The sequence below is a fragment of the Kribbella sp. NPDC051770 genome, assembly GCF_040681455.1.
In the GTDB taxonomy this organism is placed as follows: Bacteria; Actinomycetota; Actinomycetes; order Propionibacteriales; family Kribbellaceae; genus Kribbella.
The window spans coordinates 264,061-290,565 of sequence record NZ_JBFAYT010000006.1 but is presented as its reverse complement, the minus strand read 5'-3'; the positions used below and the strand labels follow the sequence as shown (position 1 = coordinate 290,565).

At 70.1% G+C, this 26,505-nt stretch carries 29 protein-coding genes; 8 read left to right on the top strand and 21 right to left on the bottom strand.

The features are described 5' to 3' along the window. Positions 1-18: 18 nt before the first annotated feature. Positions 19-903, bottom strand: coding sequence for a carbohydrate ABC transporter permease (locus tag AB0M01_RS21715; RefSeq protein WP_363672135.1), 885 nt, complete (start codon positions 901-903; stop codon positions 19-21). Next, a complete protein-coding gene (locus AB0M01_RS21710) occupies positions 893-1,792 on the bottom strand; it encodes a sugar ABC transporter permease (RefSeq protein ID WP_363672133.1) in 900 nt (299 codons plus the stop codon). The genes AB0M01_RS21715 and AB0M01_RS21710 overlap by 11 nt, the downstream gene beginning before the upstream one ends. Before the next feature lie 177 nt (positions 1,793-1,969). Here AB0M01_RS21710 and AB0M01_RS21705 point away from each other — a divergent pair, with 177 nt between their 5' ends. Together AB0M01_RS21705 and AB0M01_RS21700 are read left to right on the top strand one after the other, a co-directional pair. After that, on the top strand, positions 1,970-3,718 hold the full coding sequence (locus tag AB0M01_RS21705; protein ID WP_363672131.1) for a hypothetical protein: 1,749 nt from the start codon (positions 1,970-1,972) through the stop codon (positions 3,716-3,718). A 221-nt stretch (positions 3,719-3,939) separates the two neighbouring features. Beyond that, positions 3,940-4,299: an STAS domain-containing protein gene (locus tag AB0M01_RS21700; RefSeq protein WP_363672129.1), complete on the top strand. Its 360-nt coding sequence runs from the start codon at positions 3,940-3,942 to the stop codon at positions 4,297-4,299. Positions 4,300-4,342: 43 nt separating this feature from the next. On the opposite strand, the gene AB0M01_RS21695 is transcribed toward AB0M01_RS21700, so the two are convergent. Then, the gene (locus tag AB0M01_RS21695) at positions 4,343-5,005 is read right to left on the bottom strand and encodes a hypothetical protein (protein ID WP_363672127.1); all 663 of its coding nucleotides are present in this window, start codon (positions 5,003-5,005) and stop codon (positions 4,343-4,345) included. A 103-nt stretch (positions 5,006-5,108) separates the two neighbouring features. Here AB0M01_RS21695 and AB0M01_RS21690 point away from each other — a divergent pair, with 103 nt between their 5' ends. After that, entirely contained in the window at positions 5,109-6,332 is a 1,224-nt protein-coding gene (locus AB0M01_RS21690) for an MFS transporter (RefSeq protein ID WP_363672125.1), read from the top strand. Between the two features lies 1 nt (position 6,333). On the opposite strand, the gene AB0M01_RS21685 is transcribed toward AB0M01_RS21690, so the two are convergent. The 10 genes from AB0M01_RS21685 to AB0M01_RS21640 form a co-directional block, all read right to left on the bottom strand. Then, complete coding sequence (locus AB0M01_RS21685) at positions 6,334-6,636, bottom strand: hypothetical protein (RefSeq protein WP_363672123.1); 303 nt, start codon at positions 6,634-6,636, stop codon at positions 6,334-6,336. A gap of 544 nt (positions 6,637-7,180) precedes the next feature. Beyond that, the gene (locus tag AB0M01_RS21680; protein ID WP_363672121.1) at positions 7,181-7,930 is read right to left on the bottom strand and encodes an aminoglycoside phosphotransferase family protein; all 750 of its coding nucleotides are present in this window, start codon (positions 7,928-7,930) and stop codon (positions 7,181-7,183) included. A 320-nt stretch (positions 7,931-8,250) separates the two neighbouring features. After that, positions 8,251-8,919 (bottom strand): class I SAM-dependent methyltransferase, encoded by a 669-nt coding sequence (locus AB0M01_RS21675; protein WP_363672119.1) that lies wholly within the window; start codon positions 8,917-8,919, stop codon positions 8,251-8,253. 96 nt (positions 8,920-9,015) lie between these two features. Next, a complete protein-coding gene (gene hemB / locus AB0M01_RS21670; protein ID WP_363672117.1) occupies positions 9,016-9,996 on the bottom strand; it encodes a porphobilinogen synthase in 981 nt (326 codons plus the stop codon). 3 nt (positions 9,997-9,999) lie between these two features. Next, a complete protein-coding gene (locus AB0M01_RS21665) occupies positions 10,000-11,667 on the bottom strand; it encodes a uroporphyrinogen-III synthase (protein WP_363672115.1) in 1,668 nt (555 codons plus the stop codon). A gap of 62 nt (positions 11,668-11,729) precedes the next feature. Further along, positions 11,730-12,611 (bottom strand): hydroxymethylbilane synthase, encoded by an 882-nt coding sequence (hemC, locus tag AB0M01_RS21660; protein WP_363672113.1) that lies wholly within the window; start codon positions 12,609-12,611, stop codon positions 11,730-11,732. Further along, positions 12,608-13,894 carry a glutamyl-tRNA reductase gene (locus AB0M01_RS21655; RefSeq protein ID WP_363672111.1) on the bottom strand — a complete coding sequence of 429 codons (1,287 nt, stop codon included), beginning with the start codon at positions 13,892-13,894 and terminating at the stop codon, positions 12,608-12,610. Before AB0M01_RS21655 ends, hemC begins: the two co-directional genes overlap by 4 nt. Continuing rightward, the gene (locus AB0M01_RS21650; protein ID WP_184799268.1) at positions 13,891-14,646 is read right to left on the bottom strand and encodes a redox-sensing transcriptional repressor Rex; all 756 of its coding nucleotides are present in this window, start codon (positions 14,644-14,646) and stop codon (positions 13,891-13,893) included. Before AB0M01_RS21650 ends, AB0M01_RS21655 begins: the two co-directional genes overlap by 4 nt. Before the next feature lie 124 nt (positions 14,647-14,770). Beyond that, positions 14,771-15,013: a glutaredoxin family protein gene (locus AB0M01_RS21645; RefSeq protein WP_363672109.1), complete on the bottom strand. Its 243-nt coding sequence runs from the start codon at positions 15,011-15,013 to the stop codon at positions 14,771-14,773. Next, on the bottom strand, positions 15,010-16,458 hold the full coding sequence (locus AB0M01_RS21640) for an AMP-binding protein (protein WP_363672107.1): 1,449 nt from the start codon (positions 16,456-16,458) through the stop codon (positions 15,010-15,012). The genes AB0M01_RS21645 and AB0M01_RS21640 overlap by 4 nt, the downstream gene beginning before the upstream one ends. A 37-nt stretch (positions 16,459-16,495) precedes the next feature. Here AB0M01_RS21640 and AB0M01_RS21635 point away from each other — a divergent pair, with 37 nt between their 5' ends. From AB0M01_RS21635 to AB0M01_RS21625, 3 genes are all read left to right on the top strand, one after another. Continuing rightward, positions 16,496-17,383, top strand: coding sequence for an HAD-IB family hydrolase (locus AB0M01_RS21635; RefSeq protein ID WP_363672105.1), 888 nt, complete (start codon positions 16,496-16,498; stop codon positions 17,381-17,383). A gap of 44 nt (positions 17,384-17,427) precedes the next feature. Further along, complete coding sequence (locus AB0M01_RS21630; RefSeq protein WP_041289570.1) at positions 17,428-17,970, top strand: sigma-70 family RNA polymerase sigma factor; 543 nt, start codon at positions 17,428-17,430, stop codon at positions 17,968-17,970. Positions 17,971-18,413: 443 nt separating this feature from the next. Next, entirely contained in the window at positions 18,414-19,274 is an 861-nt protein-coding gene (locus tag AB0M01_RS21625) for a DUF5667 domain-containing protein (RefSeq protein WP_363672102.1), read from the top strand. A gap of 51 nt (positions 19,275-19,325) precedes the next feature. Here the strand turns inward: AB0M01_RS21625 and AB0M01_RS21620 are convergent, their stop codons facing one another. From AB0M01_RS21620 to AB0M01_RS21600, 5 genes are all read right to left on the bottom strand, one after another. Continuing rightward, positions 19,326-19,568, bottom strand: a complete 243-nt coding sequence (locus tag AB0M01_RS21620; RefSeq protein WP_363672100.1) for a hypothetical protein — start codon at positions 19,566-19,568, stop codon at positions 19,326-19,328. Between the two features lie 79 nt (positions 19,569-19,647). Continuing rightward, complete coding sequence (locus tag AB0M01_RS21615; RefSeq protein WP_363672098.1) at positions 19,648-19,785, bottom strand: hypothetical protein; 138 nt, start codon at positions 19,783-19,785, stop codon at positions 19,648-19,650. Positions 19,786-19,788: 3 nt separating this feature from the next. After that, positions 19,789-20,868, bottom strand: a complete 1,080-nt coding sequence (locus AB0M01_RS21610) for a lysophospholipid acyltransferase family protein (RefSeq protein ID WP_363672096.1) — start codon at positions 20,866-20,868, stop codon at positions 19,789-19,791. Next, positions 20,861-21,868: an NAD-dependent epimerase/dehydratase family protein gene (locus AB0M01_RS21605; RefSeq protein ID WP_363672094.1), complete on the bottom strand. Its 1,008-nt coding sequence runs from the start codon at positions 21,866-21,868 to the stop codon at positions 20,861-20,863. Before AB0M01_RS21605 ends, AB0M01_RS21610 begins: the two co-directional genes overlap by 8 nt. 67 nt (positions 21,869-21,935) lie before the next feature. Next, positions 21,936-22,037, bottom strand: coding sequence for an AURKAIP1/COX24 domain-containing protein (locus AB0M01_RS21600; RefSeq protein ID WP_008356322.1), 102 nt, complete (start codon positions 22,035-22,037; stop codon positions 21,936-21,938). Between the two features lie 87 nt (positions 22,038-22,124). Here AB0M01_RS21600 and AB0M01_RS21595 point away from each other — a divergent pair, with 87 nt between their 5' ends. Continuing rightward, positions 22,125-22,790 (top strand): class I SAM-dependent methyltransferase, encoded by a 666-nt coding sequence (locus tag AB0M01_RS21595; protein WP_363672092.1) that lies wholly within the window; start codon positions 22,125-22,127, stop codon positions 22,788-22,790. A gap of 11 nt (positions 22,791-22,801) precedes the next feature. Here AB0M01_RS21595 and AB0M01_RS21590 read toward each other — a convergent pair whose 3' ends face one another. Further along, entirely contained in the window at positions 22,802-23,323 is a 522-nt protein-coding gene (locus tag AB0M01_RS21590) for a GNAT family N-acetyltransferase (protein WP_363672090.1), read from the bottom strand. Between the two features lie 5 nt (positions 23,324-23,328). After that, entirely contained in the window at positions 23,329-25,179 is a 1,851-nt protein-coding gene (locus tag AB0M01_RS21585) for a BTAD domain-containing putative transcriptional regulator (protein ID WP_363672088.1), read from the bottom strand. A gap of 84 nt (positions 25,180-25,263) precedes the next feature. Here AB0M01_RS21585 and AB0M01_RS21580 point away from each other — a divergent pair, with 84 nt between their 5' ends. Further along, a complete protein-coding gene (locus AB0M01_RS21580; protein WP_363672086.1) occupies positions 25,264-26,130 on the top strand; it encodes an alpha/beta hydrolase in 867 nt (288 codons plus the stop codon). Between the two features lie 59 nt (positions 26,131-26,189). On the opposite strand, the gene AB0M01_RS21575 is transcribed toward AB0M01_RS21580, so the two are convergent. Next, entirely contained in the window at positions 26,190-26,405 is a 216-nt protein-coding gene (locus tag AB0M01_RS21575; RefSeq protein ID WP_012923942.1) for a helix-turn-helix domain-containing protein, read from the bottom strand. Between the last annotated feature and the right edge of the window lie 100 nt (positions 26,406-26,505).

Sequence of the window (26,505 nt, the reverse complement as noted above, 5' to 3'; positions counted from 1 at the left end):
CCTTTCTGACGATCGGGACTACTTGATGCCGGTGGTGGCGATGCCCTTGATCAGGAACCGCTGGCCGAGCAGGAAGGCGAGGAAGACCGGGACCAGCGAGACCACCGACATCGCGAACAGCGATCCCCACGACGTACTGGCGGTGGCGTCGACGAAGGCCCGCAGCGCGACCGGGACGGTGTACATCTTCGGGTCGGTCAGGTAGATCAGCTGGCTGAAGAAGTCGTTCCACGTCCAGATGAAGGTGAAGATCGTGGTGGTGGCCAGCGCCGGCACCATCAGCGGCAGGATCACCCGCAGGAAGATGCCGCCCTTGCCGCAGCCGTCGATCCGGGCGGCCTCGTCCAGCTCGCGCGGGATGCCGCGGATGAACTGGACCATCAGGAAGACGAAGAACGCGTCGGTGGCCAGCAGTTTCGGGACGACCAGCGGCAGGAACGTGTTGATCCAGCCGGCCGTGCTGAACAGGATGTACTGCGGCACGATCACGACGTGGATCGGCAGCATGATCGTGACCAGCATGATCGCGAACCAGAACTTCTTGCCGGTGAAGTTCAGCCGGGCGAACGCGTACGCCGCCATCGAGCACGACACCAGGTTGCCGACGATCGAGCCGAGCACGACGGCCGCGGAGTTGAGCAGGTAGCGGGTGAAGGGTTCGGTGAGCGCGTTCCAGCCGACCCGGTAGTTGTCGATCCGCAGGTCGCGGATCAGGATGCCGGGGTCGCGGAAGATCTCGTTGCCGGGGCGCAGCGAGCTGACCACCATCCAGATCACCGGGTAGAGCATCACCAGCGCGGTCGCGGCCAGCGCGACGTGCGTGAGCGCGGGGCGGACTCGCCGCCAGGCGAGCGTCGTACCGGAGGTGGCCGGGACCGGGCGGGTCAGGGTCTCAGTCGTCATAGAACACCCAGTACTTCGAGGCGACGAAGTTCGCCGCGGTGAGGACGGCGATGATGACGAGCAGGAACCACGCCATCGCCGAGGCGTAGCCCATGTCGAAGTTGCCGAAGCCGCGGTCGTACAGGTAGAGCGTGTAGAACATCGTCGAGTCGGACGGACCGCCGGTGCCGCCGGAGACGACGAAGGCCTGCGTGAACGACTGGAACGCGTGGATGATCTGCAGCACCAGATTGAAGAAGATGATCGGGGTCAGCAGCGGCAGCGTGACGCTCGCGAAGCGGCGCAGCGGGCCGGCGCCGTCGACTGCCGCCGCCTCGTAGTACATGGTCGGGATCTGCCGCAGGCCGGCCAGGAAGATCACCATCGGGGCGCCGAAGGTCCAGACGTTCAGGACGACGAGCGTGCCGAGCGCCGTACTGGGGTCGGAGATCCAGCCCTTGCCGTCGAAGCCGAGCGGGGCGATCACCTGGTTGAGCAGGCCGTCGGTGCCGAAGACCTGCTTCCACAGGATCGCGATCGCGACGCTCGAGCCGAGCAGCGACGGGAGGTAGAAGACCGAGCGGTAGAAGGCCATTCCGCGGACGCCACGATCCAGTACGACGGCCAGCAGCAGCGCGACCAGGAGCTGCAGCGGGACCGAGACCAGCACGTAGGTGAAGGTGACCTTCAGCGAGTTGTGCAGGCGCTGGTCGGACAGCATCCGGGTGAAGTTCTCCAGGCCGGTCCACTGCGGGGCCTGGATCAGGTTGTAGTCGGTGAAGGCCAGGTAGAGCGAGGCGATCATCGGGCCGACCGTGATCACGAACAGGCCGGCCAGCCACGGGGACAGGAAGAGGTAGGCAGCGACGTTGTCCTTTTTCTGCCCACTCAATTTCTTTCCTCCGGTCATTTTGGAAAGCGTTTGCCCAGGCCGGTCAAACTAGTGGAGCGGACCGGTTCAGACAAGAGTTCACCGGGTGATTGGGTGACCGGTTCCGGACACCTGCTGAGTCTTGACAGTGCGACGGCGGCCGAGAACAGTACTGGGCATTTGGCAATCGCTTTCCCGCCGCTTTCGGAGGCTCGTATGCACCGCCGCACGTTCCTCGCCGGATCCCTGGCCGGGCTGTCCGCCGGCACCGTCCTCCCGTCTCTCGCGACCGCGGCCCCGGCCGCCGCGGACGAGGAGCTGCTGACCGCGCTGACCCGCTTCAACGAAACCCAGATCCCGCTCGTGCTCGGCAATTACCAGAGCACCGGCGACAGCGTCCGGACCGTCGCCCGGAAAGCGCGGCGACTCGTTTCCGGCTACATCTGGAACCGGTCGCGTTTCCACCACGACGCGACGTTGCTCGCGCCGCTGCGTTTCCTGGTCGACAAACTCGAGAGCACCCAGCACGACGACGGCACGTACGACGTCGGCAACCTGCACTCGCCGCCGGACAGCGCGTTCGCCGTACAGGATTTCTGCACGGTCTACGCGCTGCTCGACGCGGACGGCAGCGCCGCGACGGTCGCACACCGCGCGGTGCTCGAACGCGTGATCCGCAAGGCCGGGCCGGCGCTGGCCTCCGGCGGCGTGCACACGCCGAACCACCGCTGGGAGGTCTCGGCCGCGCTCGCGCGAACCCACCACCTGTTCCCGGACCGCCGGTACGCCGCCCGCATCGACGACTGGCTCGACGAGGGCATCGACGCGACCCCCGACGGGATCTACAGCGAGCGGTCGGCGACGTACGCGTCGGAGGTGACGAACCCGAGCCTGCTGACGATCGCTTGGCTGCGCCACAAACCGGAGCTGATCGGCTTCGTACGGCGCAACTTGGAGGCGACGCTGCATCTGCTGGAGCCGAACGGCGAGGTGGACACGATCGCGTCGCGGCGGCAGGACCAGACGCGGGTGCGCGAGGTGTGGTGGTACCTGACGCAGTTCCGCGAGCTGGCGCTGCACGATCGCGACGGGCGGTTCGCGACGGTTGCCAAGGACATCGAACGGCGTGGGACGGGTGAGTTGGGCGACTTCCTGGCGGAGGTGTTGGAGCGGCCTGAGCTGGCTGCAGTACTGCCGGGTTTGAAGGCTGCGCCTGCTGACTTCGTGGCCGAGTACCCGGCGCACGCGTTGGCGCGGATCCGTCGTGGGGACCGGACCGCGACCGTGTTCGGTGGGACCGACTTCCACGACATCCCGGTGATCGCGTCGGGGCTGTCGACCAACCCGACGTTCTTCAAGCTGCGCAAGGGTGCGGCGATCCTCGACTCGGTGCGGTTGTCGCCGCAGTTCTTCAGCACCGGGCACTTCCGGAGCGACGGGTTACGGCGTACGGGGTCGCGGACGTTTCGGCTGGCCGACGAGGTGAAGGTGCCGTACCACCTGCCGCTGCCGCGTCGCTATCGGCGCGAGGACGGCGACTACCCGCTGACGCTGGACGGGCGGTTCTACGCGTCGATGGACTTCCCGCACCGGCCGAAGCAGTACCGGACGCTGCGGACCGCGGTGACGGTGTCGGAGGTTTCGGGCGGGTTCGACCTGGCGGTCGAGCTGGCGGAGTCGGAGGTGCCGTTCGCGATCGAGCTGTGCTTCCGTAGCGGTGGTTCCTTGAGCGGGGTCCAGGCATTAGATGCTCCGGGCAACTATCAGTTGGTGGAGGGGATCGGCTCGTACGTCGTGGGCTCGGACCGGATCACGTTCGGGCCGGGGAACGGGGCCACGCGGGTGTCGATGGATCCGGGTGAGCGGTACACGCAGCTGAACGGATCGCTGGTGCCGGACGGGCAGCGGGTGTACATCACCGGGCGGTCGCCCGGGCGGTTGGTGCTGCAGCTGCGGACTTCCTGAGCCGCCGAGCTCCGGACGGCGACTGTTCGTGGTGGGGCTTCCACGCTCCGCGCACAACGGCGTATCGGCAGGGTGTGGATGGTTGAACTGTCGGTCTGACGGGTGATACTGCTCGCAGACTGATGGTTCAGCCCCGAGCCATCGCCGGCGCGGCTCACCGCCGCGGCCGGCGGACCCGGTGCGACCCACCGGCCGCCGACAACCCGAGGAGTATCCAGATCGTGGCTGCCGACAGCACGGATCTGTCCGTCCAGGTCGACCATCTCGGCCCGCACCCGCTGGTCCGGCTGTCCGGCGACGTCGACGCCGAGTCGGCCCCCGCACTGACCGAGACCCTCCGCGCGGTGCTGACGACGATCGGCACCAAACCGCTGGTCCTCGACCTGACCGAGGTCGAGTTCATGGACTCCAGCGGGCTGGGCGTCCTGATCGGCGCCCACCAGCAGGCGGCGGTTCAGGGCGGTGCGCTGATCCTGGCCAACCCGCATCCGCGGGTCGCGAAGGTCCTCCGGATCACGAAGCTGCACAAGGTGTTCACGGTCACGGAGACGGTGGAGGAGGCGCTCGCCTCGGAGGCCTGACCCGGCGAGCGGCGGATGCTCCTCGGGGCCCGGCGCCCTCCGGCTAGCGGGTGCGCTCTCGGATCTGTCCTTCAGAGCGATTGGTCTGGGAGTGCCCCCGCGACGCCGACCCCGGCGCAACCTGCTGCGACTTCGGCGTCGGGTTCTGCGCCGCGTTCGCGGCTTTCGCCAGATCCGCGGCCTTCACCAGCGACCCGTCCTCCCCGGCCTGCGCGAGCGCCTGGCTCCCCTCGGTCGCCTCCGCCCGGTTCGTCTCCGACCGGCCGAGCGTCTCGACAGCCTTCCGAAGTACCTCCCGTACTCCGTCAGCCCCCTCCTGAGCGGCCCTCCCCGAGCCCTTCGCACCGGCCCGCATCGCCTCGTCGACCCGGCGCCCGCCCTCGACGAGCGACCCGTGCGCCCTGTCCACAGCACCCCGCAGATCCGTCAGCTGATTCCCCAGCCGCTTGAGCTCCGGCGTCTCCGTCCCGACCCCGGCGACCACGCCGTCGCGCGCGTTCAACCCCGCCGTCAGATCGCGCCCGGCCCGCTCCAGCGTGCTCCGAAGCCCGGCAACCTGCCGATCAACCTGCTCCAACGGCGCTGCAGACCCGCCGCCGAGCTGCTTGGCCAGCCCCTCGGCATCCCGCTGAACCTTCTCCATCAGCGGCACCGCCTCCCGCACCGCCTTCGCGACATCCTGCGCCAGATCCTCCAGCTCACTCATCGCTCAGCATCTCCCCTGTCGTCCACCACGGCCCACCCACCGTAGACGAGCCCCGGCGCAAACCCGTTGCCCCAGCACCCCACCCCGACCAGGATGAATCCTCGTGCCCCGCCGCCGACTGCTCGCCGACCTCACCCCGCTCCGCGAGTCGACCGACTTCCGCTGGCTCTGGGCCGGCCAGTCGCTGTCCGCCGTCGGCAGCACGATGACCATGGTCGCCGTCGCCATCCAGGCGTACGACGTCACCGGCTCCTCGATCGCCGTCGGCGGCCTCGGCCTCGCCAACCTGATCCCGACCCTCCTGCTCGGCCTCTTCGGCGGCTCGATCGCCGACGCCGTCGACCGCCGGCGCCTCGTCCTCCTCACCAGCACCGGGCTGATGGCCGTCGGCATCCTCCTCGCCGTACAGGCGTTCCTGCACTGGGACCGGCTCTGGCTCCTGTACTTGCTCACAGCAACCTCCGCCGCCTTGGCCGCCGTCGACGGCTCGGCCCGGCGGACGTTCCCACCCCGCTTCCTCCCGCAGCGCCTGCTCCCCGCGGCCGCGGCCCTCAACCAGCTCTCGTTCCAGGTCGCGATCATCGCCGCCCCGCTGCTGGCCGGCGTGCTGATCGCGACGACCGGCATCGGCGCCGCGTACGCCGCCGACGCGTTCACGTTCCTCGCCGCCCTGGCCGGCATACGCCGTCTCCCACCGATGCCCCCGGCCGGCGGCGGCTCGACGGTCAGTCTCCGTTCCGTTGCCGAAGGCATCCGGTACGCGACCAGGCACCCGCTGATCGGCATGATCTTCCTGCTCGACCTCAACGCCACCGCGCTCGCGATGCCGACGGCCCTCTTCCCCGCCCTCGCCGACACCCACTTCGGCGGCGGCCCACAAACCGTCAGCTACCTGTTCGCCGCCATCGGCGTCGGCGGCATCGTCGCCGCCACCCTCTCCGGCCCACTCGGCCACCTCCGCCACCAGGGCCGCGCGATGCTCATCTCGGTCGCCCTCTGGGGCACCGCCATCGGCACCGCCGGGCTCACCAACCACCTCTGGCTGGCCCTCATCTGCCTGGCCACAGCCGGCGCCGCCGACATCGTCACCACGGTCTTCCGCGCCACGATCCTCCAAGCCAACACCCCCGACGAACTCCTCGGCCGCGTCAGCTCCCTCGACCTGATGGTCGGCATCGGCGGCCCCAACCTCGGCAATGTCCGCGCCGGCGCCCTAGGCGGCCTCCTCGGCCCAGCCCCCGCCTTGGTGCTGGGCGGCCTCACCTGCCTCATCTGCGCCGGCATCCTGACGCTGTCATCCAGAACGTTCCGCCAGTACAAGCCCTGACCTACCCCAGCCCCTCAACCCACCGAAGCTCGCCGTACAACCGCTCCCGATCAGCCCGCCGCAACCCCGGCTCGAGCATCACCAACAACGTCCGGATCCCGACCGTCGGCGGACAGCAAGCCCAAACCCCACACTCGCCATCCCGCAGGTCGAACCACGGATGCATGCCATCAGCAACAACCCGGTGCCAGTCATCGACAACCTCCTCCGCCGACTCCCCACCCTCCAACCGCCGCAACGTGTCACGGGTGAGCACCGACAACCCCGGCACCTCGGACAACCACGGATACCGACGTACCCTCACCACAACTCATCAAGCCGCGCCAACCGCTCCCTGAACCGCCGCGCATCCCGCGGCGGCAGACTGTGCTCGACCGCCGCAAGCACCGCCCGCACCTCTCCGAACGTCGCGCAACACTCCCAAACGCCGCACCCCTCGAACTCCGGATCCAGCACCCGATGCTCCGGCCGCCGAACAAGAACCTCCCACTCCCGCAAGGCCAACGCCACCTGCCCCGGAAAGAACCGCCCCCGCTCCAACCGAGCAACCACCACCCGCCCGTACGGCGACAGCCCGTCGATCCGAGAACCCTCACGAGGGCGCCCCGCCCTCCGCAGCCGAGTAACCCCATCGGCCTTGACCTGCCCAGGACGCCTACGCGGCATGTCCCTTTCGTGAAGTCAGCATCCGCAGATCCTCCCACCGCGACCGCGCCGCAGGCAACCGACCTGTGCGCCGACACCCACCACTGATCAACCCTCCAGTGCAGCCCCTGACCGCCGATTCCCAGGCGTGACGCGCGGCTGCGACAGTTGGTTGATCAGTGGTGCACGTCGGTCCTCGGCGCCTACAGCCAACCGCAGGCCACGCGCAGGAAGTCATCCCGCCGAGCCGTCGCCGTTGCGTCGTAGAGCTCGGTCGGGGTGTTGAGCGCGGCCACGGCGTCCCAGTACTCCACGTCCGGGGCCCTGCATCCGGTTGCGGTCTCGTACCCGTCGAGCACCACCGCCGGCGCCGCCGCTCCGAACGAGATCGCAACCTGCTTCCGCAGCTCCCCGAGGTCAACCCCGCGGGCTCCGACGCCAGCCGTCTTCCAGTCGATCAGCGCGGCGACCTCGTCCCCGCTCCACACGAGATTTCCCGGCCACACGTCCCCGTGGAGGAATACGTGATCGCCCGCCGGAATCCCATTCGCTCGGACCACCTCGTCAGCCGCCTGCAACAGATCCGTGGTCGCCATCTTCCCCGTACGCCGATCCGCCGCGAAGTCATCCACCGCGATCGGCCGAGGCCGAAACGGCAAGTCGTCCGATGCCTCGATCGAGACCGCATGGACCCGCGCAAGCACAGCCCCCGCAGCCCGCAACTGCACCGGCGAAGCCACTGCCCAACTGCTCGCACCTTCGACAAGACTCTCGAGCGTCACCGGCACGCCGTCCAAAACCTCGAACCCCAGCAAGCGAGGCGCCAGCAAGCCATGCCTCCCGGCAACTTCGAGCCCCGCAGCGCCAGTACGCACCATCGCCACATCAATCCGCGGCGTCGGCGCCCGCAGCACGGCTCTCGTCAGCCGCCCACCGCGCTCGATCCCCAGCAACCAGGGCCCTTGATCACCATGCAACGCCTCGACCTCAAGCGTCCTGGCACCACGGCCAATGGCAGCAGCTGCCCATTCCAGCATTCGCTCGGTCGGCCATTCGCCGCCTGCGCCCTCAGCTTTCCCGCACACCAGCAGCCTAGCGACCGAGCACCGCCTGTACGCCGTACGCCGGCCCGGCGGGTGTTCCGATTCAGCGGCAGAGAGCGCACACAGGTAGCGGCAGAGAAGGCACGACCCTAGCGGCAGAGACGGCACGTACTCAGCGGCAGAGACGGCACACAGGCGGCGGCAGAGAGCGCATCGAGCGCTCAGATGGGTCAGCTCGCGAGGGCGGTCCAGGTCAGCGTGTAGCGCCAGAAGAGGCTGCGTCTGGTGCGGGCGCCGGGGAGTATGCGGCTGGCGGTTCGGGCGATTTCCTCGAAGGGTTCTGTGGCCGTGGCGGTGGGGGCGGTCATGTGGGGCGGAGGTTCGGTTGCGCGGCGGGGGTGAACGACGGCGCCCACGATTGGGTTCAGGATCAGCGAGGCGATCGACCATGGGAGGTCTCCGCGGGATTCGCTGCTGAGGCCGATCACGACGAGGCGGCCGTTGGGGCGGAGGAGGGCGCGGGCCTGTTCGAGGGTGGGTTGCAGCGGGAGATGATGCAGGACCGCGACGAAGGTGATGAGTTCGTAGCGGGTCTGGTGGGAGTCGTCGAACGGCTCGTTGAGGATACGGACGTTGGGGAGGTCTGCGGTGGTGCGGCGGGCGCGGTCTGCCGTCGCGGCGTCGGGCTCGAGGCCGGTGACCGCGGGGAGGATGCCGGCGAGCCGGCGGACGAGGTTGCCGGTGCCGCAGCCGACGTCCAGGGCGTCCGTTCCACCGGTGGCGCGGACGCGGCGCGCGTGGTGGAGGACGAGCGCGGCGTAGGCGTCGTTGTGCGACCAGGGGTGCGCGTCGTTGAAGCGGCCTACGGCGGTCAGTGCTCGCTGGAGGGCGGGAGGCATGGTGCGACAGTACGGCGGCGCGCGGTCCAGCCGGGTGGACGGTGAGCGCACACCTCGGGTCGGTGAGAGCGGACCGTAGCCGGCCGCGTGGGGCTACTACCGGTGGAGAAGCTCAGCCGCCTCGGAAGCCCAGTACGTGAGGATCGTGTCCGCGCCTGCCCGCTTGATGCTGGTCAAGGTCTCCATGATCGCCCGTTCGCGGTCGATCCAGCCGTTCGCGGCGGCCGCCTCGACCATCGCGTACTCGCCGGAGATGTTGTACGCCGCGACCGGCACGTTCACGTGATCCCGCACCTGGCGGATGATGTCCAGGTACGCCAGCGCAGGCTTGACCATCACCAGGTCGGCGCCCTCGGCGACATCGAGGTCGACCTCGCGGATCGCGTCGCGGGCGTTGCCGGGGTCCTGCTGGTACGTCTTGCGATCTCCCTGCAGCGACGACCCGACGGCCTCGCGGAACGGGCCGAAGAAGGCCGACGCGTACTTCACGGCGTACGCCATGATGACGGTGTCGGTGAACCCAGCGGCGTCCAACGCACGACGAACGACGCCGACCTGGCCGTCCATCATCCCGGACGGGCCGACGACATGTGCCCCGGCGGAGGCCTGCGCGACGCCCATCTCGGCGTAGATCTTCAGCGTCGCGTCGTTGTCCACGCGGCCGGCGGAATCGAGCACCCCGCAGTGCCCGTGCGACGTGAACTCATCCAGGCACAGATCCGACATCACCAGCAGGTCGTCGCCGGCCTCGGAGACCGCGTCGGCGATCGCGACGTTCAGGATCCCGGCCGGATCCAGCGCCCCGGACCCGACAGCATCCTTCTCAGCCGGTACGCCGAACAGCATCACCCCGCCCAGCCCCAGCTGCACGGCCTCGGCGACCGCCTTCCGCGCGGTGTCGCGGGTGTGCTGGTAGACCCCGGGCATCGAGCTGATCGCCACCGGCTCCCGGATGTCCTCGCGGACGAACATCGGCAGGATCAGCTGCCGCGGCTCGATCGTCGTCTCCGACACCAACCGCCGTACCGCCGCCGACGAGCGCAGGCGGCGCGGGCGGACATCCGGGAATCCAGGCATGAGCTAGCTCTTCCTCCGCGATCCCGCGCGCCGCTCGGACGGGCGGGTGACGGGTTCCCCCGCCTCGACCATGGTGTCACGCCGGTCCGCGCCGAAGCGGGCCAGTGCGTCGGCCAGCTCCTCGGCCGACGGCGACTCGGCCATCGCGTCGACGCGCAGGCCGTGCTCCTCGGCGGTCTTCAGGGTGGCCGGGCCGATCACCGCGATCACCGTGGAGGCGTGCGGCTTGCCGGCGATGCCGACCAGGTTCCGGACGGTCGACGACGAGGTGAAGACCACCGCGTCGAACTTGCCGGACTTGATCGCCTCGCGGGTCGGCGCGGGCGGCGGGGCGGCCCGGACCGTCCGGTACGCCGTGACGTCGTCGACCTCCCAGCCCAGGTCGGTCAGACCGGCGACCAGCGTCTCGGTCGCGATGTCGGCGCGGGGCAGGAAGACCCGGTTGATCGGGTCGAGCACCTCGTCGAACGGCGGCCAGTCCTCGACCAGGCCGGCGGCCGACTGCTCACCCGACGGCAGCAGGTCGGGGCGGATGCCCCAGGCGGCGATCGCCTCGGCGGTCTTCTCGCCGACCGCGGCGATCTTCAGCCCGGAGAACGCGCGCGCGTCCAGCCCGTACTCGTCGAACTTCTCCCGGACGGCCTTGACGGCGTTGACCGAGGTGAACGCGACCCACTCGTAGCGGCCTTCGACCAGGCCACGGATGGCCTTGTCCATCTGCTGCGGGTTGCGCGGCGGCTCGACCGAGATGGTCGGGACCTCTTCGGGCATCGCGCCGTAGCGGCGCAGCCGGTCCATCAGCGGACCGGCCTGGTCCTTGGTGCGCGGCACCAGGATCCGCCAGCCGAACAGCGGCTTGGTCTCGAACCAACTGAGCGCCTCGCGCTGCTCGACGACCGAGCCGACCACGATCACGGCCTCGCCGGTGACCTTCGCGGCGCGCAGGTCGGTGACGATCGTGCCGAGGGTGCCGACGACGCTGGTCTGGGCGGTGGTGGTGCCGCCGACGGTCGCGCAGACCGGCGTACCGGCGTCGAAGCCGGACTCGACCAGCGCGGCGGTGACGTCCTTGAGGACGTCGACCGCGTTCAGCAGGACCAGCGTCTGCTTCGGGTGCAGCCGGCTGAAGTCGAGCTTGGCCTCGGCCAGGTCGAGGACCGTGACCTCGCGCTCGCTCTTCACGGTCAGCGGGATTCCCGCGTACGCCGGTACGGCGCTGACCTCGCTGACGCCCGGTACGACGTTGAAGCTGATCCCCGCCTTGCGGCAGGCCGCGGCCTCTTCGGCGCCGCTGGAGAAGGTGAACGGGTCACCGGTCAGCAGCCGTACGACGTTCGCCGCGGTCTTGGCGGTCTTCACCACCAGCCGAGCCCGGGCGGCGACCTTCAGCGCCCGGCTGCCTTCGGCGCCGGAGCCGTCGATCACCTCGACGCCGGGCCGGCAGTAGGCCAGGAAGGCGTCGTGCTCGGGGCCCTCGACCACAACGGCGTCGGCGTTGGCCAGGACGTCGCGCCCGGCGATCGTCAGCAGCGCTGGATCACCCGGTCCGACCCCGACGAACGTGACGTGCCCGAGCGGTCTGGTCTGCTTGGCCGTGCTGCTTGTCGCCGCGGCCTTCGCCGGCACCTTCTGCGGAGTCTGGGTGGCCGCTGCTGTCTTCGCGCTGCTCACGTCTGCCGTCGCCTTCGCCCTTGTCTTGCTCGTCTTTTCCGTCGTCGTGCCCCGTGCCGGTGTCATGTCTGCTCCAGCAACTCGTGCGCCAGCGCCCGGCCGACCGCCTGTGGATCGTCGACCGACCCGTTCGCGGACAGCCTCCGGACCCCGTCGTCCTGACCGAGCGCTCCGCGCAGCCACAGCTCCGGCCCGTCCTCACCTTCGACCACCTCGGCCAGCGCCCCGACCGGTGCGGTGCACCCGGCCTCGAGGGTCGCCAGCAGCTGCCGCTCGGCGGTCACCGCGGCCCGGGTGGCCGGGTCCTCCAGCGGCGCCAGCGCGGCCAGTACGGCGGTGTCGTCGCTGCGGCACTCGATGCCCAGGGCACCTTGTCCCGGCGCCGGCAGCACCTGGATCGGGTCCAGCGTCTCGGTGATCTCGTCCAGCCGGCCCAGCCGGGCCAGCCCGGCCCGGGCCAGCACCACCGCGTCCAGCTTGCCTTCGGCAACCATCCCGATCCGGGTGTCCACGTTGCCGCGGATCCCGGTCAGCTCGACGCCGAGGCCGAGGGCCTCGATCTGCGCCTGCCGGCGCGGTGAGCCGGTCCCGATCAGGGCGCCGGTCTGCAGCTCGCCGAGGGTCAGGCCGTCGCGGGCGACCAGGACGTCGCGCGGGTCCTCGCGGACCGGGATCGCGCCGAGGGTCAGGCCCTCGACCGGCGCGGTCGGCAGATCCTTCAGCGAGTGCACGGCGATGTCGATCTCGCGGGCCACCAGGGCGTCGCGCAGCGCGCTGACGAAGACGCCGGTGCCGCCGATCTGCTCCAGCGGCGCGCGGTTCACGTCGCCGGTGGTGACGATCGGGACCAGCTCGACCTCGTGCCCGAGGGCCCGCAGCGCGTCGGCGACATGGGTGGCCTGAGCGGTCGCGAGCGCCGACCGGCGGGTTCCGAGCTTGATCATGCGGACTCACCTCCGGTGGTGGTCTTGGGGGCGGTGACCGCGTCGACGGTCGCCGGGTCGAGCGCGAACAGCTCGCGCAGCGCGTCGGCGTACGTCGGGCCGCCCGGATCGGCGGCCAGTTCCTTCACGCGGACGGTCGGGGTGTGCAGCACCTTGTCGACGACGCGCCGGATGGTCCGGGCGACCTCGTGGCGCTGGTTCTCGTCGAGGCCGGGCAGCCGGCGGTCGAGGCGGGCGAGCTCGGAGTCGACGAGCTCGCTGGCCATCGCGCGCAGCGCGACGACGGTCGGCGCGACCGAGGCGGCGCGCCGGGTCGCCTCGAAGGCCCCGGTCTCCTCGCCGACGATCCGGCGGACCTCGTCGATGTCGTGCTCGCTGCCGCCCGCCGTACCGGCGAGGTCGGCCAGAGTGACCAGCGTGACGCCGGGGATCCGGGCGACGCCGGGCTCGACGTCGCGCGGCAGCGCGACGTCCAGGACGCCGATCGGGCGCCCGTCGGAGGCGTTGCGGATCATCTCCTCGGTCAGCACGGTGCCGCGGGCCCCGGTGCAGCTGACCACCAGGTCGGCCTCGGCCAGAGCGTCCGGTACGCCGGCCAGCGGGATCGCCGTACCGCCGATCCGCTCGGTCAGGGCGATCGCGCGCTCGTGGTTGCGGTTCGCGATGGTGACGCTCGCGGCACCGCCGTTGATCAGGGTCTGCGCGGCCAGCGAGGCCATCGAGCCGGCACCGACGATCAGCGCGCGGCGGCCCTCGAAGCCGCCGACGGCATCCAGGCCGGCGGTGACCACCGAGCGGCCGGCCGAGTCGATCCCGGTCTCGGTGCGGGCCCGCTTACCGGTCCGCAGCGCGTGCTGGAACAGAGCGTTCAGGCCGCTGCCGATCGTCTCCAGGTCCTGGCCGACGCGCAGCGACTCCTTCACCTGGCCGAGGATCTGGCTCTCGCCGACGACCATCGAGTCCAGCCCGACCGACACCTGGAACAGGTGCGCGACGGCGCCTTCCTCGAAGTGCACGTAGAGGTGCTCGGCCAGGTCGAGCAGCGGGACGCCGGTGATGTCGGACAGGATCGCGGTGACCTCGTCCATCCCGGCGTGGAAGCGGTCGACGTTGGCGTAGACCTCGGTGCGGTTGCAGGTGGCCAGCACGGCCGACTCGCTGACGGCGGGACTGTGCTGAACGGTGATCGCCAGCTTGGTCGCCGCGTCCGCGTCCAGCGCGACCCGCTCCAGCACGGAGATGTCACCACTGCGATGAGAGATGCCGACGACCAGGTAGCTCACGCGCCCACACCTCCGCCCACGGAAGGCAGATCGGGCAGACCGTTGATCGCTGGTAGTTCGGGCACCTCGGGGAGCGCCGCCTCTCCGGACTTTCGTTGTTCGTGGTACGCCAGGATCTGCAACTCGATCGAGAGGTCCACCTTGCGGATGTCGACGCCGTCGGGCACGGACAGCACCACCGGCGCGAAGTTCAGGATGCTGGTCACCCCGGCCGCGACCAGCCGGTCGCAGACCTCCTGGGCCGGACCGGCGGGAGTGGTGATGACACCGATCGAGACCCGGTCGGCGGCGACGATCTCCTCCAGCTCGGCGAAGTCGCGGACGACCATGTCGCCGATCCGCTCGCCGACCAGCTCGGGCGCCGCGTCCAGCAGGGCGACGATCCGGAAGCCGCGGGTGCCGAACCCGGAGTAGTTGGCCAGCGCGTGGCCCAGGTTTCCGATCCCGACGATGACGACGGCCCAGTCCTGGGTGACGCCGATCTCACGGGCGATCTGGTACCGCAGGTACTCCACGTCGTACCCGACCCCGCGGGTGCCGTAGGAGCCGAGGTAGGACAGGTCCTTGCGGAGCTTGGCCGAGTTGACGCCGGCCGCGGTCGCGAGATCCTCGCTCGACGCGGTGGCGATGCCACTGTCCGACAGCGCGGTCAGGGCCCGCAGGTACACCGGCAAGCGCGCGACAGTGGCCTCGGGAATGCCGCGTTCGGTTCGCGTCGGCGCGCCGGGGCGACGGCTGCGGGCAGGCGTCACAGTTCTCCTGGAAAGGTGGTTCGCGAGTCACTCGCCTCACGGCGGGCGACACCCCCACTCTAGGAGCTTGTGAACGTGAGAACAAAATCGGCGGTGACACCCATGACGGACGTCACGTCGAAACTCACGCTGTTGTCAAGGCCCTCTTCAGCCGGGCGGGGTCGACCCGCCAGAAGTCGTGCTGGCGGCCGTCGACGAAGGTGACCGGGATCTGCTCGCCGTACTCGCGGAACAGCTCGGGGTCCTGGGTGATGTCGATCTCGGTCCACTCCACGCCCAGCTCGGCGCAGACCGCGGCCACGATCGCCTGGGCGTCCTCGCACAGATGACAGCCGGGTTTGCCGTACAGCGTGACCCGCGCGCTCACCGGTCCGCCTCCCGGAGCCGGCCCTTGGCGACCTTGCCGGTGACCGAGTGCGGCAGGTGGTCGACCACCTCGATCTCGACCGGGCACTTGAACCGGGCCAGCCGCTGCCCGGCGTACGCGAGCACCTCGGCCACGTCGACCGCAGCACCGGTGGCCGGTACGACGAACGCCTTGACCGCCTCGCCGGTCTCCTCCGACGGGACCCCGATCACCGCGGCCTCGCGGACCCCGGGAGCGCCGACCAGGACCTCCTCGACCTCGCTCGGGAACACGTTGAAGCCGCTCACGATGACCAGCTCGCGGAGCCGGTCGACCAGGTACAGGTCGCCGTCGGCGTCCAGGAACCCGACGTCTCCGGTGCGGTACCAGCCGTCGGCGTCCGGGCCGTCCGCGCCGTCGGGCCAGTAGCCGGAGAACAGGTTCTTGCCGCGGACCAGGATCTCGCCCGGGTCGTCGCCCTCGACGTCCTCGCCCTGCTCGTCGGCGATCCGCAGGTCGACACCGGGAAGCGGGCGGCCGACCGAGCCCGGCTTCGGCTCCTCCTCGCCGAGCGTCGTGGTGACGCCCGGGGACGCTTCGGTCAACCCGTATCCCTGGTGGACGAACAGGCCGGTGACCTGCTCGAACCGGTCGGCCAGGGCGCGGTCCAGGCTCGACGCGCCGGTCAGCACGACCTTGACCGAGGCCAGCCGCTCCCGGAGGTCGTCGCGGGCCAGCAGCGCGTGCAGAGCGGGCGGCGCGAGCGGGAGCCGCGTCACGGCGTACGAGCTGATCAGGTCGACCGTGCCGGTGGAGTCGAACCGCTGGTCGATCACGAGCGCCGCGCCGGTGGCGATCGCCCAGCCGAGGACAGCGTTCAGGCCGAACGCGTGGAACATCGGGAGCACGCCGAGCACCACGTCCTCGGGGCCCATCCGGTCCTCGCCGAGACCGGCCAGGTTCTCCACGTTGGCGGCCAGCGCGCGGTGGGTCAGCATCGCGGCGCGCGGGTCGCCGCTGGTGCCGGAGGTGTAGAGCAGGACCGCAAGGCTCTCCGGGTCGGTCTGCGGCGACAGCGGAGCGTGACCGCCGAGGTCGCCGGCCCGGACCACCTTGACGCCCTCGAGCTTGTCCGCGAGGTCGCCGTCGGCGACCGCCAGGCGCGCTCCGGAGTGCTGCACGACGTTGCCGATCTCGGGCTTGGTGAGCCCGGTGTTCAGCGGTACGGCGACCAGCCCGGCGCGCAGACATCCCAAGTAGGCCGTGACGAACTCGATGCTGTTGGCCATCAGCAGGATCACCCGGTACCCGGGCACGAGACCGGCACCGGCGTACCCCTGGGCGGTCCGCTCGACGGCCTCGTCGAGCTCGCTCCAGGTCAGTCGCCGGTCACCGTCGACCAGCGCGAGACGCTCCCCATGACGTCGCGCTGTGTCACGAAGAACATCCGCGAAGTTGAAGTTCACAGCGCGAGTCTGTCATGTTCCGGTTAAGGTGCTCAGAGTGACCAGGGACCTACGCGCCAGGTCCGTGCTGGCCGGTGAGGCGAGTGCGGCGGCGGCCGAGCTGGAAGCCGCGCTGGCGACCCCCTCGGTGAGCCACGCGGCCGCCTTCTTCGACGTGGACAACACGCTGCTGCAGGGCGCCTCGGTGTACCACCTGGCGCGTGGTCTGTACCGGCGCCGGTTCTTCACGTTCGCCGAGATCGCCGCCAAGGCCGGGCAGCAGCTCGCCTTCCGGCTGCGCGGCGAGACCCCGGACTCGGTCGCCAAGGCCCGCTCCGCGGCGCTGTCGTTCATCGCCGGGCACCGGGTCACCGAGGTCGAGATCCTGGTTGAGGAGATCTTCGACGAGCTGATGGCTGACAAGATCTGGCCAGGGACGAAGGCGCTCGCGCAGCAGCATCTGGACGCCGGCGAGCGGGTCTGGCTGGTCACGGCCGCCCCCGTCGAGGTGGCCCGGGTGCTGGCCCGGCGGCTCGGCCTGACCGGCGCGCTGGGAACTGTTGCAGCCCAGAGTGACGGGGTCTATACAGGTGTACTTGTGGGCGATATTCTGCACGGCCCGGCCAAGGCGGAAGCCGTCCGGGCACTGGCCAAGCACGAGGAGCTGGACCTGACCGCGTGCTCGGCGTACTCGGACTCGGTGAACGACTTGCCGATGCTGGAAATGGTGGGGAATCCGTGGGCGATCAACCCTGACAGCAGGCTGCGGCGGCATGCCCGGACGGCCGGCTGGCAGGTCCGGGACTACCGGACCGGACGCAAGGCGACGCGCCTCGCCCTGTTGACAGCGGGTGCTTCAGGCGTAACGCTCGGTGCTGTCTCAGCCGCTGTGGCCATCCAACGATGTCTCAGTCGCGGATGTGCCAGTCGTAGACGTGTCAGTTGAAACGGGGAGAGATCTTGACGACGCCGGAGCCGAGCCCGGACGGGATGAGACGTGCAGAGCTCGTCGATCGCGCCCAGGCTGGAGACGTCGGTGCATTCGGTGAGCTGTACGACGAGTACTCGCTCACCGTCTATCGCTACATCTACGCGCGGGTGTCGTCCTCGGCCCTGGCCGAGGACCTGACCAGCGAGACGTTCGTCCGGGCGCTGCGCGCGCTGGACTCGTTCCGCTGGCAGGGCCGGGACTTCGGTGCCTGGCTGGTGACGATCGCCCGCAACCTGATCACCGACCACTACAAGTCGGGCCGGGTCCGGCTCGAGGTGGTCACCGACGAGATCGAGACGCACGACCGGCAGACCGAGGGGCCGGAGGTCGACGTCCTGGCCGCCGCGACCGCCGAGGTGCTGCGGGACGCCGTCGCGGCCTTGCCGGACGAGCAGCGCGACTGCCTGACCATGCGATTCTTCGCCGGTCTGTCGATCGCCGAGACGGCCAAGGCGCTGGAGAAGTCCGAAGGCGCGGTCAAGCAACTGCAGTTGAGGGCCGTCAGGCACTTGGCGAAGGTAATCCCCAAGGACTTGAGGTGAGGCGGATGACAACCAAGGTCTTCCGTAACCAGTCAGGGAGTTTCTTCGTTTGCCTGGTGAGGACCTGTCGGTGACCCCGACTGGACCATTGAGGAGAACGAGAACTCATGAGTGACCTAACCAGGGCTCGAGCGCGCGCGGATGCCTTCGCGCACGCCGTCGATCACGGGCCCCGTCACTCTTCGCGACTGAGCGATGACCCTGAGTTGCTGGAAGCTGTGGAACTGGCCGGGCGGCTGAGGACCGCCGGGGCAGTGGCACCGCGACCGGAGTTCAGCGCCGAGCTGAGGCACCGTCTGCTGGAGCAGGCGGCCGCCAGGGCGGCGACGACTCCGACCGTTGTGCACAGCTCACCGGACAGCGAGGAGGACTTGCCGCCCCGCGAGGACGACGAGGCGTCCGTGACACCGATCCGTCATCGCCCCGGCCGGAGGATCCGGCTGGTGGCGAGCACCGCCGCGCTCGTACTGCTCGGAGGTGGCATCGGTTCCGCTGCCGCCGCCCAGCAGGCGATGCCCGGCGACACGCTGTACGGGATGAAGCGCAGCATCGAGAACGTGTCGACCAACGTCAGCGTCGGGGACGACTCCCGCGGCCGGCGGGACCTCGAGCACGCGATGACCAGGCTGTCCGAGGTGGACGCGCTGGTGTCGAACGGCGGCGACGTGGCCGTCATCAACAGCACGCTCGGCCTGTTCAACGACCAGGCCCGCAAGGGCGTGTCCCGGCTCGTGGCGTCGTACCAGCAAGACGACGACCCCGGCTCGATCACGGCGATCACGACGTTCATCACCAGCGCCCGCCAGGCCATGGGTGAGCTCGCTCCGAAGTTGCCGCCCGACTCGCTGAAGGCCGCCGTCGAGGCGGTCACCACGATCGACGAGCTGACCCGGCACACCAAGCTGGCCTGCCCCAAGTGCGACCAGCCGAAGCCGGCCAAGAACGTCACCGAGCCGAGCACGGAACAGCCGAACGCGCAGCCGAACGACCCCGAAGACCCGGTCAAGTCGGGCCCGACGGTGCCGTCGGCCAAGCCGAGCGCGAAGCCGAGCACGGCGCCGACCGAGGTCCCGGACACCACCAAGGTGGAGGAGCGGAACACGACGCAGCCGACCAAGCTGCTGACCCCGCCCGGCAACCAGCCGTCCGGGACGCCGACGTCGACGTCGTCCGGTACCCCGCTCCCGAGCCTGCCCACCCCCGGAACGCCGAGCTGGCCCTGGCCGTTCCCGACCCTGAGCCTGCCACTGCCGACGATCAACCTCCCCGGCGTGATCCAGACTCTGCTGCCTCCCTGGAAGTAGCACCTGAAGTGAAAGAGCCCCCGGCGACGGTGTCGCCGGGGGCTCTTCTTTTTACTGCACTGCTTTGAGCCAGGCGTCGTGGTGCTGCTCGACGTACTCCGCGGCCGGTCCCCAGTAGTCGGCGTGGCCTTCCGCGTGCAGGCGAGCCCACGGCTGCTCCCCCGTCTCGGCACCGCGGACCAGCAGTTCGAACATCCCGCGGGTGTGCGCGGCGATCGCCTGCGGGAACTCGCGCCGCTCGGCATCCTCCACGCCGTCCCAGTCGATGAAGACCCAGCGATCGCCGTCGATCACCAGGTTCCACGGCGCGGGATCGTTGTGACAGATCAGCCGGCCACCCGCAGGATCCGGGATCGGCTGGTACCAGTGCGCGTCAGCGGGTGGGCTGATGGTCGAGGACGGCCTCGACGGCCGGCGTGGAGGCGGTGACCGGCTTGCGCACCGTCGTACCGACGCGGAGGACCGCGTCGGCGACGTTGCCGCCGTGCAGTAGCTCCTCGACCTCGCTCAACGCTCAGAAGAAGACGCTGCGGCGCTGCATGAGCAGGGCGTACAGGGTCTGCTGGATGGTCTCGCGGACCTGGTCGGTGACGTTGAAGACCAGCATCGGGTCGTCGGCGGCGCCGTCGGGGAAGTCGTCGGTGCGGATGGGTTCGCCGAACTCGATCAGCCACTTCGACGGCAGCGGGACCATGCCGAGCGGGCCGAGCAGCGGGAAGAACGGGGTCACCGGGATGTACGGGACGCCGAGCAGCCGGGCCAGCGACGCGATGTTGCCGACCAGCGGGTAGATCTCCTCCGCGCCCACGATCGAGCACGGCACGATCGGTACGCCGGTCCGCATCGCGGCGCTGACGAAGCCGCCGCGACCGAACCGCTGCAGCTTGTAGCGCTCGCTGAACGGCTTGCCCAGGCCCTTGAAGCCCTCGGGCCAGACGCCGACCAGGTTCCCCTCGCGGAGCAGCCGCTCGGCGTCGTCGTTGCCGGCCAGCGTCGCGCCGCCCTTGCGGGCCAGCTCGCCGACGAACGGCGTCCGGAAGACCAGGTCCGCGGCGAGTGTGCGCAGCGGGCGGTTGGTGTGGTCGGCGACGATCAGCTGGGTGATCAGGCCGTCCAGCGGCATCGTGCCGGAGTGGTTCGCGACGATCAGCGCGCTACCGGTGTCGGGGATGTTCTCGATCCCGCGCACCTCGACCCGGAACCACTTCTCGGCCAGCGGGCGTAGCCCGGCGAGCAGCACCTGGTCGGTCAGCTCGGCGTCGTACCCGAACTCGTCGACTTCGTACTGCCCGGTCAGCCGCCGGCGCAGGAACGCCAGCCACTCCGCGACCTTCTGTTCCCCGGCCGCGCCGAAGAGGTCCCGCACCATCCGCTCGAACGCGACGAAGTCGGGAGCTGAGGCATCCACAGACTGATCAGGTACAGAGTTGTCCACAGAGATCTGAGGATCTTCTTCGGTCTGAACCTCGGGCTCGATCTTCTTGTTTTTCTTCCCGGCCAGCGAGCGCGCGGCCGCCGACGGCGTCGTACGCCGGGCACTCCCGCGCCCAGGGCGCCCGCCGGAGCCGATCGGGATGATCTCCGCGTCAGCCACGCAGTGCTCCCAGCCCGGCGGTGAGCAGCTTCGACGCCGTGGTCATCGCGCCGGTGCTGATCGAGGCGCGGAAGTCGTCGAACGCCTCCGCGGTCGTGTACTGCGGCTCGAATCCGAACTCGGTCCGCATCCGGGTCGTGTCCACCGCGCGGCCGTAGGTGAGAAAGGTGATCTGGTCCGGCGAGAAGTCGGCCAGCCGGGCCCGCCGGACGACGGCCGCCGTGCTCGACGCCGTGAACGAAGGCAGCCGGACCACCGGGCGGCCGAGCCGCCGGATCGCCTGGGACAGCACGAGGACACCGTCGCCGGCCAGGTTGAACGTGCCCGGGAGGTCCTCGACGGTCGCGTGGTGGATCGCCTCGACGCCGTCGCTCTCGTGCAGGAACTGCAGGCGGGCGTCGTACCCGAAGACGGTCGGGACGACCGGCATCGCGAAGTAGCGGGTGATCGGGGAGTCGGTCTGCGGGCCGATCCAGTTCGCCATCCGCAGGGTGCTGACCGTCACGTCGGGGCGGCGCCGGGCGAACCCGCGCACGTACCCCTCGACCTCGACGGCGTCCTTGCTCAACCCGGTGTGGTGGATCGCGCGCGGCGCCATCTCCTCGGTGAACATGGCCGGGTCGCGCGGACCCGCGCCGTACACCGTGGTCGACGACTTGACCACCAGCTTGCGCAGGCCGGGCGCCTTCTGGCACGCGGCGAGCAGCTGCATGGTGCCGATGACGTTGATCTCCTTCATCGACGACCGGCCACCGGCGCTGCCAGGGGTCGCCACCACGCCCGTGTGGACGACAGTGTCGACGTCCTCACCGGCGATGACCTTGGCGATCACGGGGTTGCGAATGTCGGCCCGGACGAACCGGACCCGGCCGAGCTCGGCCCGCGGCGGGACCACGTCGATCCCGATCACGGTCCCGATGGAGGGGTCCGCGGCCAGTCGCCGCGCACACCGAGCACCGGCGTCCCTCGAGACGCCGGTCACCATCACCACCTGTGCCACGAGTGACCCCCAGCCAGACAGCAACCCCGCACAACGCCGCTCTGGTGACCAGAGCGGCTGGAACTGCTTACTTGCCGAGCTTGCGGCGCTGCACCCGCGTCTTCTTCAGCAGCTTGCGGTGCTTCTTCTTCGCCATCCGCTTACGGCGCTTCTTGATAACCGAACCCACAGTTGGACCTTCCAAACTTAAAGAGAGCGTCGGCAAAGCCTACCCGCAAGTGTGCGTAGGCACCTAAGTGAGGGGTAGGTAAGGGGGATGAGAGCTCGATACAACGGCGTCGCCGACTGGTACGCCGCTCGCAGCACGCACTGGGCCGAGGACAACCGCGACGACCTGCTGGAGCTGCTCGGGCCCGGCCCGGGAAGGCTCTGTCTGGACCTCGGCTGCGGCACCGGAAACTACTTCGAGATGATCGCCGAGACCGGGCGGAGGATCGTCGGGCTGGACCGGTCGGCGGACCAGTTGCGGTACGCGAAGGCGAAGGGCGGCGTGCCGCTGGCCGAGGGTGACGCGGCCCGGTTGCCGTTCGCGGACGAGAGTTTCGACGACGTCGTCGCGTTGTGGATCTCGACCGATCTCGACGACTTCCCGGGGACGCTGCGCGAGGTCGCTCGGGTGCTGCGGCCGGACGGGTTGTTCTACTTCTACGGCGCGCACCCGTGCTTCAACGGCCCGCACATCGAGTACCAGGAGGACGGCGGGCGGCTGGCACACCCGACGTACCGGCAGTCGGGCTGGCACGAGCCGGCGCCGTGGACCGGGGACGACGGGATCAGGCGGACGGTGGGGATGCGGCACACGCCGCTGGCCGAGTTCCTGAACGCGTTCCTCGCGGCCGGGCTGCTGCTCGACCACGTGGTCGAGCCGGCCGGTGGGCCGGTGCCGGGTGGGCTGGCCGTCCGCGGGAGGCGGATCGGGTAGGTGCCGCGCCGCTAGTCGGCCGGGTGCGACCAGATGCGGAGCTGCAGGTCGCGGCTCTTCTGCATCAGTCTGATCGGCGGGAGGTCGGTCGGGGTGTAACCGGTGCGGGTGGCGACGGCCTCGCTGGCCTCGTTGCCCGGCTCGATCTCGAGGATCACGCGGTGCAGACCGAGCACCTCGTGCGCGTACCCGGTCAGTACGTCGAGCGCCCGCCCGGCCAGCCCCCGCCCGCGGTACGCCGAGCCGACGACGTACCCGAGCGCACTGGTCCGCTGGTTGATCATCACCTCGCCGAGCGGCTGCTCGCCGTCGGTGGTGATCGCCAGGTGGATCCGCCCGTTGTCGGTGTGCGCGGCGTCGTAGTACTCCTCGGCCGCCGCCAGGTCGAACGGCGTTCGCAACGGCGTCCAGTACGCGACGTCGGGGTCGTCGAACAGCTGCGACATCGCGACCAGGTCCCCGCGCTCCCACTCCCGCAGCACCAGCCCGTCCCCCGCGATCCGCAGCCCGGGACCGCCGTACCTGATCGTCATGCGGGTCAGTCTGCAGCAGGATCGCGCTTCAGGCGATGCCAGATCTCGCGCACCGGGCCGAGGGTGACGAGGCCGCTGCCGGCGCTCTCCTCGGCCAGGGCGGGCGCGAGCGCCGCGGCCGCGCGGGCCATCGCCGCTTTGTTGCCTTGGGCAAGCGCTGCCTCGCCGACCAGGGTCCAGAGCAGCTCCTGGAGGAGGTCGTTCGGCGGGTCCGGTACGGCGTCCAGGCCGGCGCCGGTGATGAGTGGGCGCACCCAGGGTTCGTACGGGCCGTAGTCCGCGTCGGCGTCCAGCGGGGTGTTGCCTAGCCGCACGGTGAGGACGGCGAGTGCGAGCAAACCCCCTTGCAGGCCAGGCATTCCGGCACCGTCGAGGAGTTTGGCGGCGTCGCGGTAGGCGGCTTCGCTCGGGTCACGCAGTACGGCGTACCAGCGGGTGAAGACCGCGACCAGCGGCGTCTCGTACCGCGCCGCCAGCTCGTCGGCCGCGGCAGCGTGAAGGCTGGCGGCGACGAAGTCGCCGAGGGCTGCGCGGGTCTGGATGCGGATCAGATGACCGAGCACTTCGTACGTCGGGAGCCCGTGCTTGCGCGCGAGCGCGATCAGCTCGACGCCGATGAAATCGCGTTCCAGCGCGAGCCCGGTGCTGTGGAACGTCTGCATGAACTCGCCGTTGAGCGCGAACGCGAGCAGCGCTGGGTCCTCCAGCTCACGAGCAATCGCCACGGCCTCCAGCGCGGCAGCACGTGCGCGTGGTGACCCGCTGCCCCGGGACTCGATGGCAATCGTCGCCAGCAACCGTGCCCTCAACCGCACAGAAGACAACTGCTCGAGTGTCCGCTCAGCTGCCGCGACCACCACCGCGGCTTGCTCCTCGTCGTCCGAGCGCGTCCAGATCGCCGGTACGTCGTACGCGCCGATCACCCGCGCCGTCAGCTCCGGATCCCCCAGCTCCTCGGCCGCCGCGATCGCCGCCACCCGCTGCTCCCGCGCCGCCACGAGCCCACCGCCGCCAGTGATCGCCAGGCTCCGCAGCAACCCGACAGTCGACTCCAACCGCGCCCGAGCCCCCACTGCCTCGTACGACGCGACAGCCCGCTCCCACACCGCACTGGAGCTCTCCTGCAGGTGATCAGCCTGCCGCAGGATGTCGCCCTCCAGCTGCTGCAGCGCCGGCCCTGGGGCGACCCCGAGCTGCTCGACCAGCAGTCCCCGAGCCCGCCGCAGCACAGCCAGCGCATCCCCCTGCCGCCCCGACCGGTAGAGCGCCAGCGCCAGCAGCCGCCAGCCCTCCTCTCGCCACGGGTGCTCCGTGACGTGCGCATCCAGCTCAGCCACAGCCTCCGCAGCTCGTCCTGACCCCACCCGCCCAGCGGCGACCAGCTCCACCGCCTGCAGCCGCAGCTCCGTCAGCCGAGCCCGCTCCGCTCGCGCCCACGGCTCGTCGGCGAATTCGGCGTACGCCGGTCCCCGCCACAGCCGCAGCGCCTCCTCGACCCCGACGCCGTCCCGCACCGCATGCTCGAACCGCCAGGCATCGACAGCGTCCTCCGGCAACCGCAGCGCGTACCCCGGCCCCTCGGTCACCAGCACCTGCGGCTTCCCCCGCGCGGGCCGCTCCGGCTCCACCGCCCGCCGGAGCGCGGCCACGAACGTCCGCACCGCACTCACCGCGCCGGCCGGAGGCGCCACCCACAGATCGTCGACCAGTACGTCGACCGGCACCACCCGCCCGCGCGCCACGATCAGCCGCGCGAGGACCGCCCGATGCCGGGGCCCCTTCAGCGCGAGCGGCTCCCCGTCTTTGCCCCAAGCAACAACAGGGCCCAGCACCCCGAACCCCGGCCGCTCGATCACCCCCCAAAGTTAGCGCGCTCATCGAATGCTCATCCGCGGGCCGGAGGCTTGGACCGGTACTGAAGACCGGCAACGAGGAGTCCGATGAGTGAGATCGAGTGTCAGCGGGTGGTTGTGGCTGACGGAGTCGCGTTGAACGTGGCGGTGAGTGGGGCCGGGAGTCCCGTGGTGCTGCTGCACGGATTCCCGCAGACCCACCTCATGTGGCGGCACGTCGCCGCCGAGCTCGCTGAGCACCACACGGTGATCTTCCCCGACCTGCGCGGGTACGGCGCCAGCGACAAGCCCGTGGAGGCGAGCGAGGACACCTACTCCAAACGCACGATGGCCGCGGACATCGTCGCGCTCGCCAAGGAGCTCGGGCACGAACGCTTCGCGCTGGTCGGCCACGACCGCGGCGCGCTGGTCGCGTTCCGGGCGGCGATGGACCACCCGGAGGCGGTGACCCACCTGGCCAGCCTCGATGTCCTGCCGACCCTCGACATGTGGTCGGTGATGCAGGGCACCTCGGCCGCGGTCGGCTTCCACCTCTACCTGATGGCTCAACCACCGGGTCTGGCCGAGACGATGATCACCGCGAGCGCCGACGCGTTCTTCGGCTACTTCCTCGACCTGTGGGTGAAGACCCCGGAGGCGATTCCGGCGGACATCCGTACGGCGTACCTCGACGCCTGCCGCGATGCGGTCCCGTCGATCGTCGCCGACTACCGGGCGAGCGCCGGCATCGACGTACGCCACGACCAGGCCGACCTCGACGCGGGCCGGAAGCTGACCATGCCCGTAGCCGTGATGCAGCAGGACTGGGGAAGCGCGCTGGGTTTCGACGCCGCCGCGCGCTGGCGCGCCTGGGCCCCGGTCATCGTCCACCACACCACCACCAGCGGCCACTTCATGGCCGAGGAGTCCCCGCACGAGGTCACTGACCTCATCCGGCAACTGCTGAAGCGCTGACGCAGGGCAAGGCGCAGCGGCCGGTCCCTTCGGGATTCCGGCCGCTGTGCTTCTCGTAGTTATCCGGCCTGGAAGAAGGCGCCCTTGAGGTAGTCGTGCACCGCGTCCTCCGACACCCGGAACGACCGGCCCACGCGGACCGCGGGCAGCTCGCCGGAGTGCACCAAGCGGTACACCGTCATCTTGGACACGCGCATGGCCGTGGCGACTTCAGCCACGGTCAGGAACTTCACCTCGGCGAGCGGCTGCTCACCACCGGACTTCTTTGATGCCATAACGCACCGCACTTCCAGCACGGATCGTGCGCCGGCTTCCCCTCCGGCACCTCCGCCCGTGCATGAACCGAGCGTAGTGGCTGATGGTACGAATGGGAAA